Source organism: Amycolatopsis camponoti, from assembly GCF_902497555.1.
GTDB lineage: Bacteria > Actinomycetota > Actinomycetes > Mycobacteriales > Pseudonocardiaceae > Amycolatopsis > Amycolatopsis camponoti.
Genome location: NZ_CABVGP010000001.1, coordinates 1,592,501 through 1,608,432, shown reverse-complemented (window position 1 = coordinate 1,608,432; position 15,932 = coordinate 1,592,501). Strand labels below are relative to the sequence as shown.

Annotated in this window: 15 protein-coding genes and 2 rRNA genes (1 of these 17 cut by a window edge); 10 read left to right on the top strand and 7 right to left on the bottom strand. The window is 68.9% G+C overall.

Annotated elements, in window-relative coordinates:
• The 4 genes from AA23TX_RS07780 to lipB are packed head-to-tail and all read left to right on the top strand — an operon-like array spanning window position 1 to window position 3,192.
• Window positions 1–969 carry a serine hydrolase gene (locus tag AA23TX_RS07780; protein WP_155541887.1) on the top strand — a complete coding sequence of 323 codons (969 nt, stop codon included), beginning with the start codon at window positions 1–3 and terminating at the stop codon, window positions 967–969.
• Complete coding sequence (locus AA23TX_RS07775) at window positions 957–1,832, top strand: TIGR01777 family oxidoreductase (protein WP_155541886.1); 876 nt, start codon at window positions 957–959, stop codon at window positions 1,830–1,832. The genes AA23TX_RS07780 and AA23TX_RS07775 overlap by 13 nt, the downstream gene beginning before the upstream one ends.
• The gene (locus AA23TX_RS07770) at window positions 1,829–2,452 is read left to right on the top strand and encodes a phosphatase PAP2 family protein (protein ID WP_155541885.1); all 624 of its coding nucleotides are present in this window, start codon (window positions 1,829–1,831) and stop codon (window positions 2,450–2,452) included. Before AA23TX_RS07775 ends, AA23TX_RS07770 begins: the two co-directional genes overlap by 4 nt.
• Window positions 2,449–3,192, top strand: coding sequence for a lipoyl(octanoyl) transferase LipB (gene lipB, locus AA23TX_RS07765; RefSeq protein WP_155541884.1), 744 nt, complete (start codon window positions 2,449–2,451; stop codon window positions 3,190–3,192). The genes AA23TX_RS07770 and lipB overlap by 4 nt, the downstream gene beginning before the upstream one ends.
• Window positions 3,193–3,288: 96 nt before the next feature.
• Here lipB and AA23TX_RS07760 read toward each other — a convergent pair whose 3' ends face one another.
• Together AA23TX_RS07760 and AA23TX_RS07755 are read right to left on the bottom strand one after the other, a co-directional pair.
• Window positions 3,289–4,224, bottom strand: a complete 936-nt coding sequence (locus AA23TX_RS07760; protein WP_155541883.1) for an LLM class F420-dependent oxidoreductase — start codon at window positions 4,222–4,224, stop codon at window positions 3,289–3,291.
• A gap of 5 nt (window positions 4,225–4,229) precedes the next feature.
• Window positions 4,230–4,841 carry a TetR/AcrR family transcriptional regulator gene (locus AA23TX_RS07755; protein WP_155541882.1) on the bottom strand — a complete coding sequence of 204 codons (612 nt, stop codon included), beginning with the start codon at window positions 4,839–4,841 and terminating at the stop codon, window positions 4,230–4,232.
• Window positions 4,842–4,972: 131 nt separating this feature from the next.
• Between AA23TX_RS07755 and AA23TX_RS07750 the strand changes: the two genes are divergently transcribed.
• The 4 genes from AA23TX_RS07750 to AA23TX_RS07735 are packed head-to-tail and all read left to right on the top strand — an operon-like array spanning window position 4,973 to window position 8,183.
• Window positions 4,973–5,494 carry a hypothetical protein gene (locus AA23TX_RS07750; RefSeq protein WP_155541881.1) on the top strand — a complete coding sequence of 174 codons (522 nt, stop codon included), beginning with the start codon at window positions 4,973–4,975 and terminating at the stop codon, window positions 5,492–5,494.
• A gap of 18 nt (window positions 5,495–5,512) precedes the next feature.
• Complete coding sequence (locus AA23TX_RS07745) at window positions 5,513–6,463, top strand: oxidoreductase (protein ID WP_155541880.1); 951 nt, start codon at window positions 5,513–5,515, stop codon at window positions 6,461–6,463.
• A gap of 25 nt (window positions 6,464–6,488) precedes the next feature.
• Window positions 6,489–7,490, top strand: coding sequence for a lipoyl synthase (gene lipA, locus AA23TX_RS07740; protein ID WP_155541879.1), 1,002 nt, complete (start codon window positions 6,489–6,491; stop codon window positions 7,488–7,490).
• Window positions 7,491–7,535: 45 nt separating this feature from the next.
• The gene (locus AA23TX_RS07735; RefSeq protein WP_155541878.1) at window positions 7,536–8,183 is read left to right on the top strand and encodes a DedA family protein; all 648 of its coding nucleotides are present in this window, start codon (window positions 7,536–7,538) and stop codon (window positions 8,181–8,183) included.
• A 119-nt stretch (window positions 8,184–8,302) separates the two neighbouring features.
• Here AA23TX_RS07735 and AA23TX_RS07730 read toward each other — a convergent pair whose 3' ends face one another.
• From AA23TX_RS07730 to AA23TX_RS07720, 3 genes are all read right to left on the bottom strand, one after another.
• On the bottom strand, window positions 8,303–9,061 hold the full coding sequence (locus AA23TX_RS07730) for a hypothetical protein (RefSeq protein ID WP_155541877.1): 759 nt from the start codon (window positions 9,059–9,061) through the stop codon (window positions 8,303–8,305).
• Window positions 9,058–9,621 (bottom strand): papain-like cysteine protease family protein, encoded by a 564-nt coding sequence (locus tag AA23TX_RS07725; RefSeq protein WP_155541876.1) that lies wholly within the window; start codon window positions 9,619–9,621, stop codon window positions 9,058–9,060. Before AA23TX_RS07725 ends, AA23TX_RS07730 begins: the two co-directional genes overlap by 4 nt.
• Window positions 9,622–9,720: 99 nt before the next feature.
• The gene (locus AA23TX_RS07720; protein ID WP_196425216.1) at window positions 9,721–10,656 is read right to left on the bottom strand and encodes a LysR family transcriptional regulator; all 936 of its coding nucleotides are present in this window, start codon (window positions 10,654–10,656) and stop codon (window positions 9,721–9,723) included.
• Between the two features lie 70 nt (window positions 10,657–10,726).
• Here AA23TX_RS07720 and AA23TX_RS07715 point away from each other — a divergent pair, with 70 nt between their 5' ends.
• Together AA23TX_RS07715 and AA23TX_RS07710 are read left to right on the top strand one after the other, a co-directional pair.
• Window positions 10,727–11,596 (top strand): patatin-like phospholipase family protein, encoded by an 870-nt coding sequence (locus AA23TX_RS07715; protein ID WP_155541874.1) that lies wholly within the window; start codon window positions 10,727–10,729, stop codon window positions 11,594–11,596.
• Between the two features lie 104 nt (window positions 11,597–11,700).
• Window positions 11,701–12,912 (top strand): L,D-transpeptidase, encoded by a 1,212-nt coding sequence (locus AA23TX_RS07710; protein ID WP_196425215.1) that lies wholly within the window; start codon window positions 11,701–11,703, stop codon window positions 12,910–12,912.
• Window positions 12,913–13,370: 458 nt separating this feature from the next.
• On the opposite strand, the gene rrf is transcribed toward AA23TX_RS07710, so the two are convergent.
• Window positions 13,371–13,487: ribosomal RNA gene (gene rrf, locus AA23TX_RS07705) — 5S ribosomal RNA — on the bottom strand.
• Window positions 13,488–13,569: 82 nt separating this feature from the next.
• Window positions 13,570–15,932, bottom strand: a 23S ribosomal RNA gene (locus tag AA23TX_RS07700); it runs 760 nt beyond the window's last position.

Sequence of the window (15,932 nt, the reverse complement as noted above, 5' to 3'; positions counted from 1 at the left end):
GTGAAGGGCCTCGCATCAGCTGGTGCGGGGCCCTTCACGGCGTTCCGGGCCTGGCTCGCCGACCACCGCGAGAACGTCTCGATGGTCGCGGACGACGGCGCCGGGCAGCGGCTGAGCCACCTCCCGGACGTGCCGCGCGTCGTGGCTTCGACGATCAAGGTCGTCCCCTTGCTCGCCTACGCGACCGCGGTCGCCGACGGCGTGCTCGACCCGGCCGAGCCGGTCCCGGTCGGCGACTGGGACGCGTTCCACCCCTTCGACGGCGACGGCCCCGTCGGCGCCGGCGCCCACCACCGGGCGCTGACCGCGCTCGGCATCCCCTGCGACGAGTACGGGATCGCCCACGACCCCGGCCGGCTCGTCCCGCTCGACGCCATCGCCACGGCGATGATCGCCGAGAGCGACAACGCGGCCCCCGACTACCTCCGCGCCCGGCTCGGCGACGGGGCGGTGCGGGCCGCGGCGGCCGCCGGCGGCTGGCCGGACGCCGACATCCGCTGGTTCTGCGGCGAAACCCTCCGCTCGTTCCACCCCGGCGAGCCGGACCTGACCGCGCGCTTCACGGGCGATCCCGCGTTCCGGACGGCGGTGCTCGAACGCGTCCGAGGCGCACCGATCTCCGCCGAAGCCGGGTGGGAATGGACACAACGGACCGCGCACGGCACCGCGGCGCGGCTCTTCGCCTTCCACCGCCACCTCGTCACCTCGGACGCCCCGGCCGCCGCGCTCGCGCGCCGGAAACTCGGCCGGGACGTCCGCTACAAGGGCGGCGCCCTGCCGCGCAGCCGCGGTTTCGGTCTCTCCGCGGCCGGCGGAACCGTCGCGATGTTCTTCACCGGAACGGACTTCCCCGAGATCCCGCTCGCCGATCTGGGCCTGGCGATCCTCGCCGACCTGCCCGGTTTCGCGCGAGACCTGGGCGTGCGGCCCGGACCCGGATGCGCGACGATCGAGGCATGCGAGTACTGATCGCCGGAGCGAGCGGCTTGATCGGGTCGGCGCTGGGCGACCGGCTGCGGCGCGCCGGGCACGAGGTCCGCACCTTGGTGCGCCGGGAAACCCGCGCCACGACCGAGTTCCGCTGGGACCCGCCCTCGGGCACCGTCGCGGACGGCGCCTTCGAAGGCGTGGACGCCGTCGTGAACCTCGGTGGCAAGCCCTTGTTCCCCGGGCGGTGGAGCGCGATGCGCAAGCAGGAGCTCACCGACAGCCGGGTCGAGCCGACCGAGGTGCTCGCCGAAGCCGTCGCCGAGCACGGTGTCGGCGTGCTCGTCAACGCGTCCGCCGTCGGGTACTACGGCCACACGCACGAGTCCACTGTGGACGAATCGGGGCCCCGCGGCCGCGGTTTCCTCGCCGAGCTCTGCGAAGCCTGGGAAGCGGCGACGGCGGGTGCGGGCGACGCGCGCGTCGTGAACATCCGGACCGGGCTGGTGCTTTCGGCGAAGGGCGGGCTCTACGGCACGCTGCGGCCGCTCTTCCGGCTGTGCCTGGGCGGCCGGCTCGGCGACGGCCGCCAGTTCATGCCGTGGATCGCCCTCGAGGACGAGGTCGGCGCGATCGTCCACGTCCTCACCCACGACGACCTGTCCGGCCCGGTCAACCTCAGCGGCCCGGCCCCGGTGACCAACGCCGAGTTCACCCGGGCGGTCGGGCGGGCCCTGCACCGCCCCGCGCCGTGGTGGGTGCCCGGGATCGCGCTCAAGACCGTGCTCGGGCAAGCCGGCGAGGAGATGGCGCTGTTCGGGCAGCGGGCCGTCCCGGCCGCGCTGGAGCGGTCCGGCTACGAGTTCCGGCACCGGACCCTGGACAGCGCGCTGACCGCGGCATGAGCGTCCCGCTTCAGCGCTGGCTCGTCGTGGGCGCGGTGTTCTGCGCCGCGTTCGTCTTGCTCGGCTTGAGCGTGGCCCGGCAGCCGCTGACCCTCGACGTCGAAGTCGCGGACGCGCTGCACGGCGTCTACGCCGAGCCGCTCGGCCGGGTCGCGCAGGCCGGGAGCGACGTTCTCGGGCCGGTCCTCCCGTTCGTCCTCGGCACGGCGCTGCTCGCGCTCGCCCTGCGCCGCCGCGAGCACATCGGGCTGTGCGTGCGGCTGGCCGTCGTGCTGGTGCTGTGCCGGCTGACGAGCCTGGTGTTCAAGCCGTTGTTCCTGCGGGAGCGCCCGCGCGACTACCCGGACCTGAGCTACCCGAGCGGGCACGTGGTGTCGGTGGCGAGCACGGGGTTCGTCCTCCTCCTGCTGTGCGCGTGGCTGTGGCCACGGCTGGTCCGCCGGGTTTCGGCCGCCGTCGCGGTCGCCGTCGTGCTGTGCGCGGCCTGTCGCGTCGTGCTGGGCGTGCACTGGGTCACCGACACGATCGGAGCAGTGCTCGCGGTGACGGGTGTCGGGCTGCTCTCAGCGTGCGCCTTGCGGCTGCTTCCCCCGGGTGACGGGCGTAGCCTCGACGGGTGAGTTCTTCCCGCACCTCTTGCCGCGCCACCACCGAGCCCGTCGACGTCCGGGAGCTCGGCACGATCGAGTACACCGAAGCCTGGGAGCTCCAGCGGAGCCGGCTCACCGAGCGCGCCGACGGCACCGCGCCGGACACGATGTTCCTGCTGCAGCACCCGTCGGTGTACACCGCGGGCAAGCGCACGGAGCCCGCCGACCGCCCGGCCGACGGCACCCCGGTGATCGACGTCGACCGCGGCGGCAAGATCACCTGGCACGGCCCGGGCCAGCTGGTCGGCTACCCGATCGTGAAGCTCGGCGACCCGATCGACGTCGTGCACTACGTGCGGCGGCTGGAGGAGGCGCTGATCCACGTGTGCGACCGGCTCGGCGTGCGCACCGGGCGGGTCGAGGGCCGCAGCGGCGTCTGGATCCCGGCGGACGACCGCGGCATCGAGCGCAAGATCGCCGCGATCGGCATCCGCGTCCAGCGCGGCGTGACGATGCACGGCTTCGAGCTCAACTGCAACGCGGACCTCTCGGCGTTCGACACGATCGTGCCGTGCGGGATCCGCGACGCGGGCGTGACGTCGCTGTCGTACGAGCTGCAGCGCGACGTGAGTGTGGAAGCAGTCCTCCCACTGGCCCGCGACGCCGTCCTGGCGGCCCTCGAGGGCGAGCTACCGGTGAGCGAGGACCGCTGGCTCCCGCGCCCGGAGGCCCCGCGGGCGCCGGGCGTCACCTTCGCGCTCCAGAACTGAAAGCGGGCCGGCCACCTGTGGACAACAGGCGGCCGGCCCGGCTTTCGCGGTCCGGAACCGTCGGACCCTTCCGCTAGCGTGGAAAACGGGGGCTGCTCAGTCCAGCTGCGGCGCGACCTCGGCCGCGACCAGCTCGATCTGGTCCACATCGGACAGATCCAGCAGCTGCAGGTAGACCCGGGTGATCCCGGTCTTCTCCCGCCACTGCCCGATCCGGTCGACGACCTCGGCGGGCGTCCCGGCCAGGCCGTTCGCCCGCAGCTCGGTGACATCACGGCCGGCCGCCGACGCCCGCCGCGAAACCTCGGCGTCGTCGCGCCCGACGGCGATGGTCAGCGCCACCGAGCGCAGGATCTCCTTGGGGTCGCGGCCGATCTCCGCGGCCGCCGCGTCGACGCGGGCGAACTGCGCGGCCGCCGCGTCGGCGCCCACGAACGGCAGGTTGAACTCGTCCGCGAACCGGGCCGCCAGCGCCGGCGTGCGCTTCTTGCCCTGACCGCCGACGATCACCGGCGGCGCGGGCGACTGCGCGGGCTTCGGCAGGCCCGGCGACTCCGCGAGCGTGTAGTACTCGCCCTTGAAGGAGTACGTCGAGCCCACCGGCGTCTTCCACAGCCCGGTGATGATCTCGAGCTGCTCGGCGTAGCGGTCGAAGCGCTCCTTCAGCGGCGGCAGCGTCAGGCCGTACGCCTCGTGTTCGGCGTCGTACCAGCCGGAGCCGAGGCCGAACTCGACGCGTCCGCCGGACATCTGGTCGACCTGGGCGACCGAGATCGCCAGCGGGCCCGGGTGCCGGAACGTCGCCGCGGTGACGAGCGTGCCGAGCCGGATCCGGCTGGTCTCCCGCGCCAGGCCGGCCAGGGTGATCCAGGCGTCGGTCGGGCCGGGCAGGCCGTCGGCCGAGCCCATCTTCAGGTAGTGGTCGCTACGGAAGAAGGCGTCGTAGCCGGCGGCTTCGGTCGCCTTGGCGACGCGCAGCAGGTCGTCGTAGCTGGCCCCTTGCTGGGGCTCGGTGAAGATCCTCAAGTCCACGAAAGTCAGCCTATAGAGACGTCGGGCTCCGTGCGCCGCAGCCGTACCAGCATGCGGACGATCACGTCCTCGATCTCGGCGCCGACCTTCTTCGGGTCCGGCGAGCTGGCGATCTCGGTCGCGGCGCTCGACAGCGCGCCGAACAGCAGCCGCGCGGTGACCTCGACCGGGACCGGCTCGACCTCGCCGGCGTCGATCAGCGACTGCAGGCCGGACCGGACGAGCCCGAAGCTGCACCGCTCCTCGGCTTCGCGCCAGCGTTCCCAGCCCATGACGACCGGGGCCTCGTGGATGGCGATCCGCTGGTAGGCCGGGTCGAGGCAGGCGCGGATGAACGCGTTGAGCCCGCCGAGCGCCCGCTCCCACGGCGAGCCCTCACCGGTCATGATCTTGTCGAGCCGGTCGTAGACGAGGCTTTCGACCTGGTCGAACGCCGCTTCGAAGAGCGCCTGCTTGCCGCTGAAGTGGTGGTAGAGCGCACCCTTCGTGACGCGGGCGCGCTTGGCGATCTCGTCGAGCGAGGTCCCCGCGTAACCGCGTTTGGTGAACAGTTCCACCGCGCTGTCGACCAGCGCCGACCGCGTCGACTCGGAGTAGTCGAGCCGCCTGGACCTCATTGTCGCCACCTTCACAACCTTACGCCCGGAGGATCTCTCCATACTCATGGTATGTTCACCTCGTCAGGTCCGTACCGGGAGTATGCCGCAGACCCGCGGTATGACCCGGACCACGGAAGGGGAGCCCCACGATGAGCTGGACAGACTTCTACCGACGGCAGGAAATCCTCGAAGCCACCGTGCGCCTGGCGGGCCGCAACCCGGCCGCGCCGCTGCCGCTCGACGAGGTTCCCGGCGCCGAAGAGCACTTCGGCACCGAGGAGAACATCCTCCTGGCCCTGCAGTACCAGTGGACGAGGACGCTGAGCGGACGCCTGCGCGCCGAGGTCACCGACCCGGACGACGCCGACGGCCTCGGCGACCACGTCGACGCCGTCACGCGCGCCTGGCGCGCGTCCGTCGAAGAGCACGAGACGCTGCGCGCGGTGCTCGACGGCGGCTACGAGCGGCACGCGTCGCTGCGCCGCATGCACGAAGGTGAGCTGCGGATGCTCGCGGTCACGGCCGGGCTGGCCGACCCGCGGGAGCCGGGCGAAGAGATCGTCAAGGTGGGTCACGCGCTCGAGGCGCTGCTGCGCACGAGCCGCGAGGAGCCCGCCCGCCGCCGTCCCGTCATGGGACACCTGCGGCGCCTGCTCGCGCCGTCGGCGTGAACAGGGTTTAGTACACGCATGACGGAGCGCTGGACCGACGCCGACATCGCCGACCAGACCGGCCGGACCGTGCTGGTCACCGGGGCGAACTCGGGGCTCGGGCTGCGCACCGCCGAGGTGCTCGCGAGCAAGGGGGCTCGCGTGCTCCTCGCCTGCCGCTCCGCCGAACGCGGGGCGAAGGCACTGGACCTCGTCAAAGCGGCCGCCGCGGGCGCCGAGCCCGAGCTCATCCCACTGGACCTGAGCGAGCTCGCCTCGGTGCGCGCGGCCGCCGCGTCGGCCCGGGAGCTGACCGGCGACAAGCTGGACGTCCTGGTCAACAACGCCGGCGTGATGGCGACCGCCCGCGGCCGCACCGCCGACGGCTTCGAGCTGCAGTTCGGCACCAACTACCTCGGCCACGCGGCGCTGACCTGGCTGCTGATGCCCGCCCTGCGCGGCGGATCGCACGCCCGCGTCGTCACGCTGTCGAGCCTCGCCGCCACCGGCGCCCGCATCCACCTCGACGACCCGAACGGCGAGCACCGCCGCTACAACGCGGCCGCCGCGTACGGCCAGTCCAAGCTCGCCGACCAGGTGTTCGCGCTCGAACTGGACCGTCGTCTGCGCGCGGCGGGTTCGGACATCATCAGCGTCGCCGCCCATCCCGGCTACACCGCGACGGGGCTCGGCAGCGGCATGGCCCGGTCGTACTCGAACCCGGTCGTCCGGTCCCTGATCGCCGGCGGCCACCGCATCGGCGAGGTCCTGTTCGCCCAGGGCCCCCGTATCGGCGCCCTCCCGCAGCTGTACGCGGCGACGGCGGACGGCGTCTCCGGGGGTTCGTATTTCGCCCCGCGTGGCCTCGGGAACCTGCGCGGTCACCCGGTTCAGGTGCCCCCGCTCGCCACCGCGCGCCTCGAGCCGCTGGGTTCCGCACTGTGGGACCTGACGGCGGAGTTGACCGAGGTCACCCCCGATCCCGCGTAGCCCGGACGGGCGTACGGTTGAGGACGTGAGTGCTGCGCCTGAAGGCCGGAAGCTGCTGCGTCTGGAAGTCCGCAACAGTGAGACGCCGATCGAGAAGAAGCCGCCGTGGATCAAGACGCGGGTGCGGATGGGGCCGGAGTTCACCGAACTCAAGGGTCTCGTTCGTCGCGAGGGTCTGCACACGGTGTGCGAAGAGGCCGGTTGTCCCAACATCTACGAGTGCTGGGAAGACCGCGAAGCCACGTTCCTGATCGGCGGTGACCAGTGCACGCGCCGGTGTGACTTCTGTCAGATCGACACGGGCAAGCCCGCTGAGCTGGACCGGACTGAGCCGCGGAAGGTCGCGGAGTCCGTGCAGGCCATGGGGTTGCGCTACTCGACGGTCACTGGTGTGGCCCGTGATGACCTGGAGGATGGCGGCGCTTGGCTCTACGCCGAGACCGTCCGGCAGATCCACGCTCTGAACCCGGGTACCGGTGTCGAGCTGTTGATCCCGGACTTCAACGCGGATCCGGCGCAGCTGGCCGAGGTGTTCGGGTCGCGGCCGGAGGTGTTGGCGCACAACGTGGAGACGGTGCCGCGGATCTTCAAGCGGATCCGCCCCGGCTTCCGCTACGCGCGTTCGCTGGAGGTCATCACCGCCGCGCGTGAGGCCGGTCTGGTGACGAAGTCCAACCTGATCCTCGGCATGGGTGAGACCCCCGACGAGGTGGCTCCGGCGATGCAGGACCTGGTCGACGCGGGGTGCGAGATCCTGACGATCACGCAGTATCTGCGTCCCTCTCCGCGGCATCACCCGGTGGACCGGTGGGTCAAGCCGGAGGAGTTCGTCGAGCACTCCCACGCCGCCGAGACGATGGGCTTCGCCGGAGTCATGGCCGGGCCGCTGGTGCGGTCGTCCTACCGCGCCGGACGCCTGTACGCCCAGACGAAGGCCCACCGCGGCGAGGACCTGCCGGAGAACCTGGCCCACCTGGCCGCCGAAGGCCCGGCCGCACAGGAAGCCGCGTCGCTGCTGGCGCGGTGACCCAGGTCACCCCACCATCCTTAAAGGATCGGTAAAGTGGGTGGCATGGCCCTGGTTTCGGACCTCCTCAGCTGGTTGCAAGGACTCCCGGAACCGGGGCTCGTCGCGGTGACCGGCGGGCTGGTCTTCGCCGAGTGCACGATCGGGCTGGGTTTCGTCGCCCCCGGCGAGTCCGGGCTGCTCATCGCCGCGACGACGGCGAACACCGTCGCGCGGTTCGTCGTCCTGTGGCTGGTGGTCACGGTGTGCGCGACGGCGGGCGACGCGCTCGGCTACCTCGTCGGCCGCCGGTTCGGCCCCCGGCTGCGCGAGACGAAACTGATCCGCAAGTACGGCCTCGACGCGTGGGACAAGGCGACGGCGGTCCTGGAGCGCCGGGGCGCGTGGGCGGTGTTCTTCGCCCGGTTCCTGCCGGTGATCCGCACGCTGACCCCCGCGGCGGCGGGAACGTCCGGACTGCCGTTCCGCCGCTTCCTCCCCGCGGCGGCTGCCGGGGCGTTCTGCTGGTCCCTGGTCCACATCAGCATCGGCGCAGCCTTGGGCGAGGCGGCGAAGCGGATCGAAGGCGTGCTGAACACGGGCGGCTTGATCGTGGTCGGCGTGCTCGCGGCGGTCGGGGTGTTCTTCTTGCTGCGCTTGAAGAAGCGCAAAGCCCTCGCCACCCCGGAACGCGAGCCCGAGCGCGTGCCCTGACCTCACCCCGGCTCTCCCGGCCCCAAGCGGCCCGATGTGGCCTTGGACGCTCGACACCCGGCTGTCCGGAGTCCACGAGGGTGTGGCCCGGGCGGACCCGGGCCGCCACCCTCCCGGCGTCAACGGCGGGCGCGCGCCGCCTTGCCGGTGGCCCAGCCGGCCAAGCCGAGCGCGAGCAGCGCCCCACCGGCGACGAACGGCCAGGATCCGGTGCCCGGCGCCGCGACCGGAGCCGGAGCCGAGGCGAGGTCGTACCCGCCGAGCTTGCCCTGCTGCCGGTACGCCGAACCCGGCAGCTTGTCGCCGTAGAGCCGGTGCACCAGCTGCTGGTACGCGGCCAGCGTGACGCCTTCGCCGACGCGCCGGCGAGCCGGGTCGTTGAGCGCCAGCACGCGGCCGTCGCGCACCCGGTACCACGCGTTGACCTGCGGTTCGGTGAACACGAGATCGCCACCGGCCTGCGCCGGGTAGGTCAGCTCCTCGGTGCCGGTGGTGAAGTTGCTCGCGGCCCAGCCGCCCGCTTCCGGCGTCACCCACACGGTGGCCTGCCGCCCGGTCGAGGCCGAAGCGCGCACCGCGTAGAACGCGAACGACGCGGGCGCGGCGCCCGGCTTTCCGGCGACGAAAGCCGGGTCCAGCGAGTAAACCGGCTGCGGCGAGCCGTCCACCGCGGGCGCCTGCACGACATTCGCGCGTTGGACGCCCGCCCGCCGGTCGAGCTGGCCGAAGAACGCCGAGAGCTGCGCGTCCGCCGCCTTGACCGCGGCGGCGACCTCACCGGAGGAAGGCTCCGAAGCCGAAGCCGGGCCACCGAAACCGAGCACCAGGGCCGCACCCGCGACCAGGACTGCGAGTCCACGGAAGAAGTTCACGGTCACGCCCCGATCCGGTAGAGGGACTGCGCCCACTGGAACTGCCCGTTGCGGACGTAGCTCGAGTGCGCCATCGCGCTGTAGCGCTGGCTGCTCGGCCACGGGTCGCCGTAGTAGACGAGCCCGCTCGCGTCGTAGCCGTAGATCACCTGGGCGTGCCCGCCGCCGGCGGTCCAGTAGATGCCGGTCTCGACCGGGCGCCGCGCGCCGATCTCGGTCTGCACCGACGCGAAGCTCAACGCACCGGTCACCGTGCCGGGCCGCAGGCCGAGCGCCTGGTAGCCCCGCTGGACGTAGGTCAGCTCGCCGGCCTGGTTGGGACACTGCGAGCCGGCCGGGTAGCCACGCGAGTAGTCGCAGAAGGTGTTCTGGCTGACGTTCGTTCCGTAGCCGAGGAACCGGGCGATGGTCAGGCCGCTGGCGGCCCAGCACCACTGGTTCTGCTCCTGGACCAGCTGGCTGATCGACAGCGTGGTCGCCTCGGTCGTCGCGCTCGCGGGCGGGGAGAGCAGGCCGGTGAGGGCCACGCACAGCGCGCCGAGCGCCATTGCTCGTCTGAAGTGCATTCGTTGCTCCTTGTCGGCAACAGGTGGGGACTTCGTGAGCTTCTCCCGTTGCCGCGCCGGGCAGTAATCCCAGCGGGGATAACACCGGCGTTATGCCGCCTATCGGGCCGGCGCCAGCCCGCACCAGCGCGCGAAATGCGGATTCCGTTGCCGTGACGCGGTATACGCGGCTTCCGCGCACCCGAACACCCGCTCGGTCACCGGAGTCCGTGCGTCGTCCTCGCGCGTCGCGAACAACAGCGTCGTCCACAGCGGGTCACCGGCCAGAGGCAACGCCACGAGCCCTGGCGGCGGCGCCGAAGCCGCCTGCGCGAGGCAGACGGCCCCCTGCGCGATGAGCGTCCCCGCAGTGCCCGCCTCCGACGTGAAGTGCCGCACCCGCGGTGTGAACCCGGCGGCCGCGCACGCTTGCAGGAACCGCACGCGCACGCAGTTTTCGTGCGGAGGCGGGAGAATCCAGTCGCAGGCGGCCAGGTCCGCCAGATCGACAACGCCGTCGCGGATCGCCGGGTGTCCCTCGGCGATGCCGACGAAGATGGGTTCGGTGGCCAGCGTCCGCACAGTCAGGCCGGCGAAGTGCCGCGACTCGGTGCCGTCGAAGCGTTCGAGCAGCGCGACGTCCACACGTCCGGTCGAGAGCAGCTTGAGCAGGGTCAGCGACGCGGGTTCGGCGTACGTCTGGACGTCGAGGTCCCCCAGCTCCTCGATGAACCGGCCGATGATGAGCAGCGGCACATACCCGATCTTGAGCGTCTCGGCAACGCCCTCGCCGTGGCGCCGGGCGGAGGCGACGAGGGCCTGCATGTCGGACAGCAGCGCGTCGGCGCGGGCGAGCACGAACCGGCCGAGCTCGGTCGGACGCACGCCGCTGGGGCCGCGGACGAAGAGGTCGCCGCCGAGGATCCGCTCGATCCGCTTGAGCTGCGCGGTGAGCGCGGGCTGGCTGACGCCGAGAACGGTGGCGGCACGGCTCACGCTGCCGCCGTCCGCGACGGCGCGGACGGCCCTGAGATGGCGCAGCTCCAGCTCGGCCACGCCCAGCAGGCTAACGCCGTCGTCCCGGGCGGCACGACCTGCGAAAGTCGGGCTTACTACATTCGGCGGTATGAGTCTCGCGGATCTTCCCCGGCCGATCGGGTTCGTCCTCGGCGGAGGCGGCAGCCTCGGCGCCATGCAGGTCGGCATGCTGCGCGCGCTGGCCGAGGCCGGCCTCACGCCGGATCTGGTGGCGGGCACGTCGGTCGGCTCGCTCAACGCGGCGGTGCTGGCCCTGCCCGGCGACGACGCGCTGGCGCGCCTGCACGGCATCTGGGCGCACATGACGCGCGCCGAGGCGTTCCCCGGCGGCGTGCTGAGCCGCGTCCGGACCCTGACGCAGAGCAAGACGCACCTGTTCCCCAACAGCGGCCTCACGACGATCATCGCCGACCACGTGGGCGCCGAGACCCGCTTCGAGGACCTGGCGCTGCCGCTCGGCGTGGTCACGACGCAGGTCGACACGGCCGAGCCGCTGCTGATCCGGTCCGGGCGGCTGCTCGAGCCGCTCCTGGCCAGCTGCGCGATCCCGGGGATCTTCCCGCCGGTGGAGCACGACGGCCGGCTGCTCTACGACGGCGGGCTCGTCGCGAACGTGCCGATGCGCCAGGCGCTGGCGATGGGCGCGAAGTCTCTGGTCGTGCTCGACTGCGCGTTCCCCGGGAAGCTGCCGGGCGCGCCGCGGACGTTCGCCGAGGTGATGATGTTCACCGCGATGATCTCCATGCGGAACCAGGCGGTGCTGGAAGCGCCCGCGGCGGCCGCGCGCGTGCCGGTGGTGTACCTGCCGGGGCCGGCGCCGGTACGTGTGAACCCACTCGATTTCGGGCACACCGAAGCACTGGCGGAACAGGCGTACTCGGCCGCCCGGGAGTTCCTCGACGGGATCTCGGTGAGCGGGCCGGGACTCTACGGGGCACCGGGCCTCGTCGTCACGTGATCCACGTCACGCCGATGCACCGATCCGCCGGGAAGAACGTCATTGCTATCGCGTAGTTTTGACGACGAATGCCCGCCGATCCCAATTTCCCAAAAAGAGACAATATGCTCCCCAAGAAGATTTTACTTTCGGTGGCCGGAATCCTCGCCGGAGCACTGCTGCTTTCCGCCTGCTCCTCCGGGGACGACGGCGGCTCGACCGCCGGCGGGACGCCCGCGTCCGGTTCCGCGTCGGCGTCCGCGACCCCGGTCGCGGTGTCGTTCGAGCCCGCGGGCGGCACGGGGGTGAACCCGGCGACGCCCGTCGTCGTCAAGGCCGCCAACGGGAAGCTCCTCGACGTCACGGTGACCAACACCGCGAAGGGGAACAAGGTCGGCGGCAAGCTCGCGGACGACGGGGCCAGCTGGACGTCGACCGAGCCGCTCGGCTACGGGGCGACGTACAAGATCGTCGCGCACGCCCAGGGCGCCGACGGGAAGCCGGTCGAACAGGACAACCAGATCAGCACGGTCGCGCCGAAGAAGCAGGCGAACGCCAACCTGATCCCGGCGCCGGCCGCGGTGGCGAGCGCGGGGGTCGGCGTCGGGCAGCCGATCGTGTTCAGCTTCGGGAAGATCGCCGTGAAGAACAAGGCGGCGGTGGAGAAAGCCCTGACGGTGGAGTCGACACCGAAGCAGGACGGCGGCTGGTACTGGATCGACGACTCGAACGTCCACTACCGGCCGAAGGAGTACTGGAAGGCCGGCACGACGCTGAAGGTGTCGGCGAAGATCTACGGCGTCGATTTCGGCAACGGTGTCTTCGGTGCGGAGGATCGCACGGAAACGTACAAGGTGCACGATTCCTGGGTCGCCAAGGCGGACGGCAACACCGAGCAGATGCAGATCTTCCACAACGGCGCGATGGTGAAGTCCATGCCGATCTCGATGGGCAAGGACGCGACCCCGACACATTTGGGCGCGCACGTCATTTCGGACAAGCAGGCGAACTACACGATGGACTCGTGCACGTACGGCGTCTGCCCGCCGGACCCGAAGGCGTACCGGTCGAACGAGAAGTTCTCGGAGCGGATCTCGAATGACGGCGAGTTCGTCCACGAGAACCCGAACAGCGTGGGACAGCAGGGAAGCTCGAACGTGTCCCACGGCTGCATCAACCTGAACGGCGCGAACGCCCAGTGGTTCTTCCAGAACATGGGCCTGGGTGACGTCGTGGAGGTGACCAACTCCGGCGGCCCGCAGCTCCCGGTGTGGGACCTGTACGGCGACTGGTCCAAGTCCTGGGCCGACTGGCAGGCCGGCTCGGCCATCAAGTAAGTCTCTGCGTTTCCCGGGGCCAGGAGCTGACCGCTCCTGGCCCCTTCTCATGCCCACCCGACCCTTCCAGGTACGCGAGTCGACCCTCCAATCACGCGTGATGCCTCCTCAATCACGCGTGATGCCCGCTCAATCACGCGAGACGCCTGCCTGAGCACGCGAGTTGGCCGGCCGCGGTGGCGAGTTCCGCCTTCAATCACGCGAGTTCCGGACCTTGGTCACGCGAGTCCGTGCCTGAGCACGCCGGCGGGTTCGCCCCAGCCGGTCGGGTCGCGTGCCTGGAGGGTCGACACGCGTGATTGGGGAGCCGACTCGCGTGATTGGACGGACGACACGCGTACCCCGACGGACGACAGCCGTACCCGGGCGGACGACACGGTCATGTCCCGGGCATGAAAAAGGGCCTGGACCGGGAGAACCGAAGTTCTCAACCAGGCCCAGGCCCTCTTCCCACGTAAGTTCGGCGGTGTCCTACTCTCCCACAACCCTTCGGTTGCAGTACCATCGGCGCTATCAGGCTTAGCTTCCGGGTTCGGAATGGGACCGGGCGTTTCCCTGACGCTAAAACCACCGAAACACTACGAAACAACACACCCCCCAACCAACAGGGGAATCATGTGGTGTTTCAGAACCGTAGAGTGGATGCGTAACACCTTCGTAGACAAGTCCTCGGCCTATTAGTACCAGTCAACTCGACAACACATTACTGTGCTTCCATTTCTGGCCTATCAACCCAATGGTCTATTGGGAGCCTTAACCCACAAAGGGTGGGATACCTCATCTTGGAACAGGCTTCCCGCTTAGATGCCTTCAGCGGTTATCCCTTCCGAACGTGGCCAACCAGCCATGCCCCTGGCGGAACAACTGGCACACCAGAGGTTCGTCCGTCCCGGTCCTCTCGTACTAGGGACAGCCTTCCTCAAGTATCCTACGCGCGCGGCGGATAGGGACCGAACTGTCTCACGACGTTCTAAACCCAGCTCGCGTGCCGCTTTAATGGGCGAACAGCCCAACCCTTGGGACCTACTCCGGCCCCAGGATGCGACGAGCCGACATCGAGGTGCCAAACCATGCCGTCGATATGGACTCTTGGGCAAGATCAGCCTGTTATCCCCGGGGTACCTTTTATCCGTTGAGCGACACCCCTTCCACCAGGAGGTGCCGGATCACTAGTCCCGACTTTCGTCCCTGCTCGACATGTCTGTCTCACAGTCAAGCTCCCTTGTGCACTTGCACTCAACACCTGATTGCCAACCAGGCTGAGGGAACCTTTGGGCGCCTCCGTTACTCTTTAGGAGGCAACCGCCCCAGTTAAACTACCCATCAGGCACTGTCCCTGAACCAGATCATGGCCCGAGGTTCAGATTCCCAATTCGACCAGAGTGGTATTTCAACAACGACTCCACAGTAACTAGCGTCACCGCTTCACAGTCTCCCACCTATCCTACACAAGCCGAACCGAAAACCAATACCAAACTATAGTAAAGGTCCCGGGGTCTTTCCGTCCTGCCGCGCGTAACGAGCATCTTTACTCGTAGTGCAATTTCGCCGGGCCTGTGGTTGAGACAGCCGGAAAGTCGTTACGCCATTCGTGCAGGTCGGAACTTACCCGACAAGGAATTTCGCTACCTTAGGATGGTTATAGTTACCACCGCCGTTTACTGGCGCTTAAATTCTCAGCTTCGCCCCGAAAGGCTAACCGGTCCTCTTAACGTTCCAGCACCGGGCAGGCGTCAGTCCATATACATCGTCTTGCGACTTCGCATGGACCTGTGTTTTTAGTAAACAGTCGCTTTCCGCTGGTCTCTGCGGCCACCCACCCCTAGTCCGTAAAGGACTTCAGAGTGTTTGGCCCCCCTTCTCCCGAAGTTACGGGGGCATTTTGCCGAGTTCCTTAACCACAGTTCACCCGATCGCCTTGGTATTCTCTACCTGACCACCTGTGTTGGTTTGGGGTACGGGCCGTGCATGCACTCACTAGAGGCTTTTCTCGGCAGCATAGGATCACTCTACTTCGCCTCAAACGGCTACGCATCACGTCTCAGCCTCATGGAACACGGATTTGCCTATGTTCCGGCCTACACGCTTACACCAGTACTACCACTCACTGGCGGAGCTACCTTCCTGCGTCACCCCATCGCTTGACTACTACGAAATCAGGTCCCACGCTCCACACACAAACCTCCATCCGAAGACTTCAGCTCATGGCTTTGGGTGGTTAGTATCAAACGCCTCGTCATGGGCGCACATGCTCGGGTACGGGAATATCAACCCGTTGTCCATCGACTACGCCTGTCGGCCTCGCCTTAGGTCCCGACTTACCCTGGGCGGATTAGCCTGGCCCAGGAACCCTTGGTCATCCGGCGGCAGAGTTTCTCACTCTGCATTCGCTACTCATGCCTGCATTCTCACTCCCACACCCTCCACGACTGGCTTCCGCCGCCGCTTCCCTGGATGCAGGACGCTCCCCTACCCATCCACACCACTAGACAAGGACTTCAAGAGTCCAAGCCGATGTATTGCATGAATGACACAGCTTCGGCGGTGTGCTTAAGCCCCGCTACATTGTCGGCGCAGGACCACTTGACCAGTGAGCTATTACGCACTCTTTCAAGGGTGGCTGCTTCTAAGCCAACCTCCTGGTTGTCTGGGCAATCCCACATCCTTTCCCACTGAGCACACACTTAGGGGCCTTAGCTGGTGTTCTGGGCTGTTTCCCTCTCGACGACGAAGCTTATCCCCCGCCGTCTCACTGCCACGCTCTCACACTACGGTATTCGGAGTTTGGTTGATTTCGGTAACCCGGTAAGGCCCCTAGACCATCCAGTAGCTCTACCCCCGCAGTGAAACACGTGACGCTGCACCTAAATGCATTTCGGGGAGAACCAGCTATCACGGAGTTTGATTGGCCTTTCACCCCTACCCACAGCTCATCCCCTCAGTTTTCAACCTAAGTGGGTTCGGGCCTCCACGACGTCTTACCGTCGCTTCACCCTGGCCATGGGTAGATCACTCCGCTT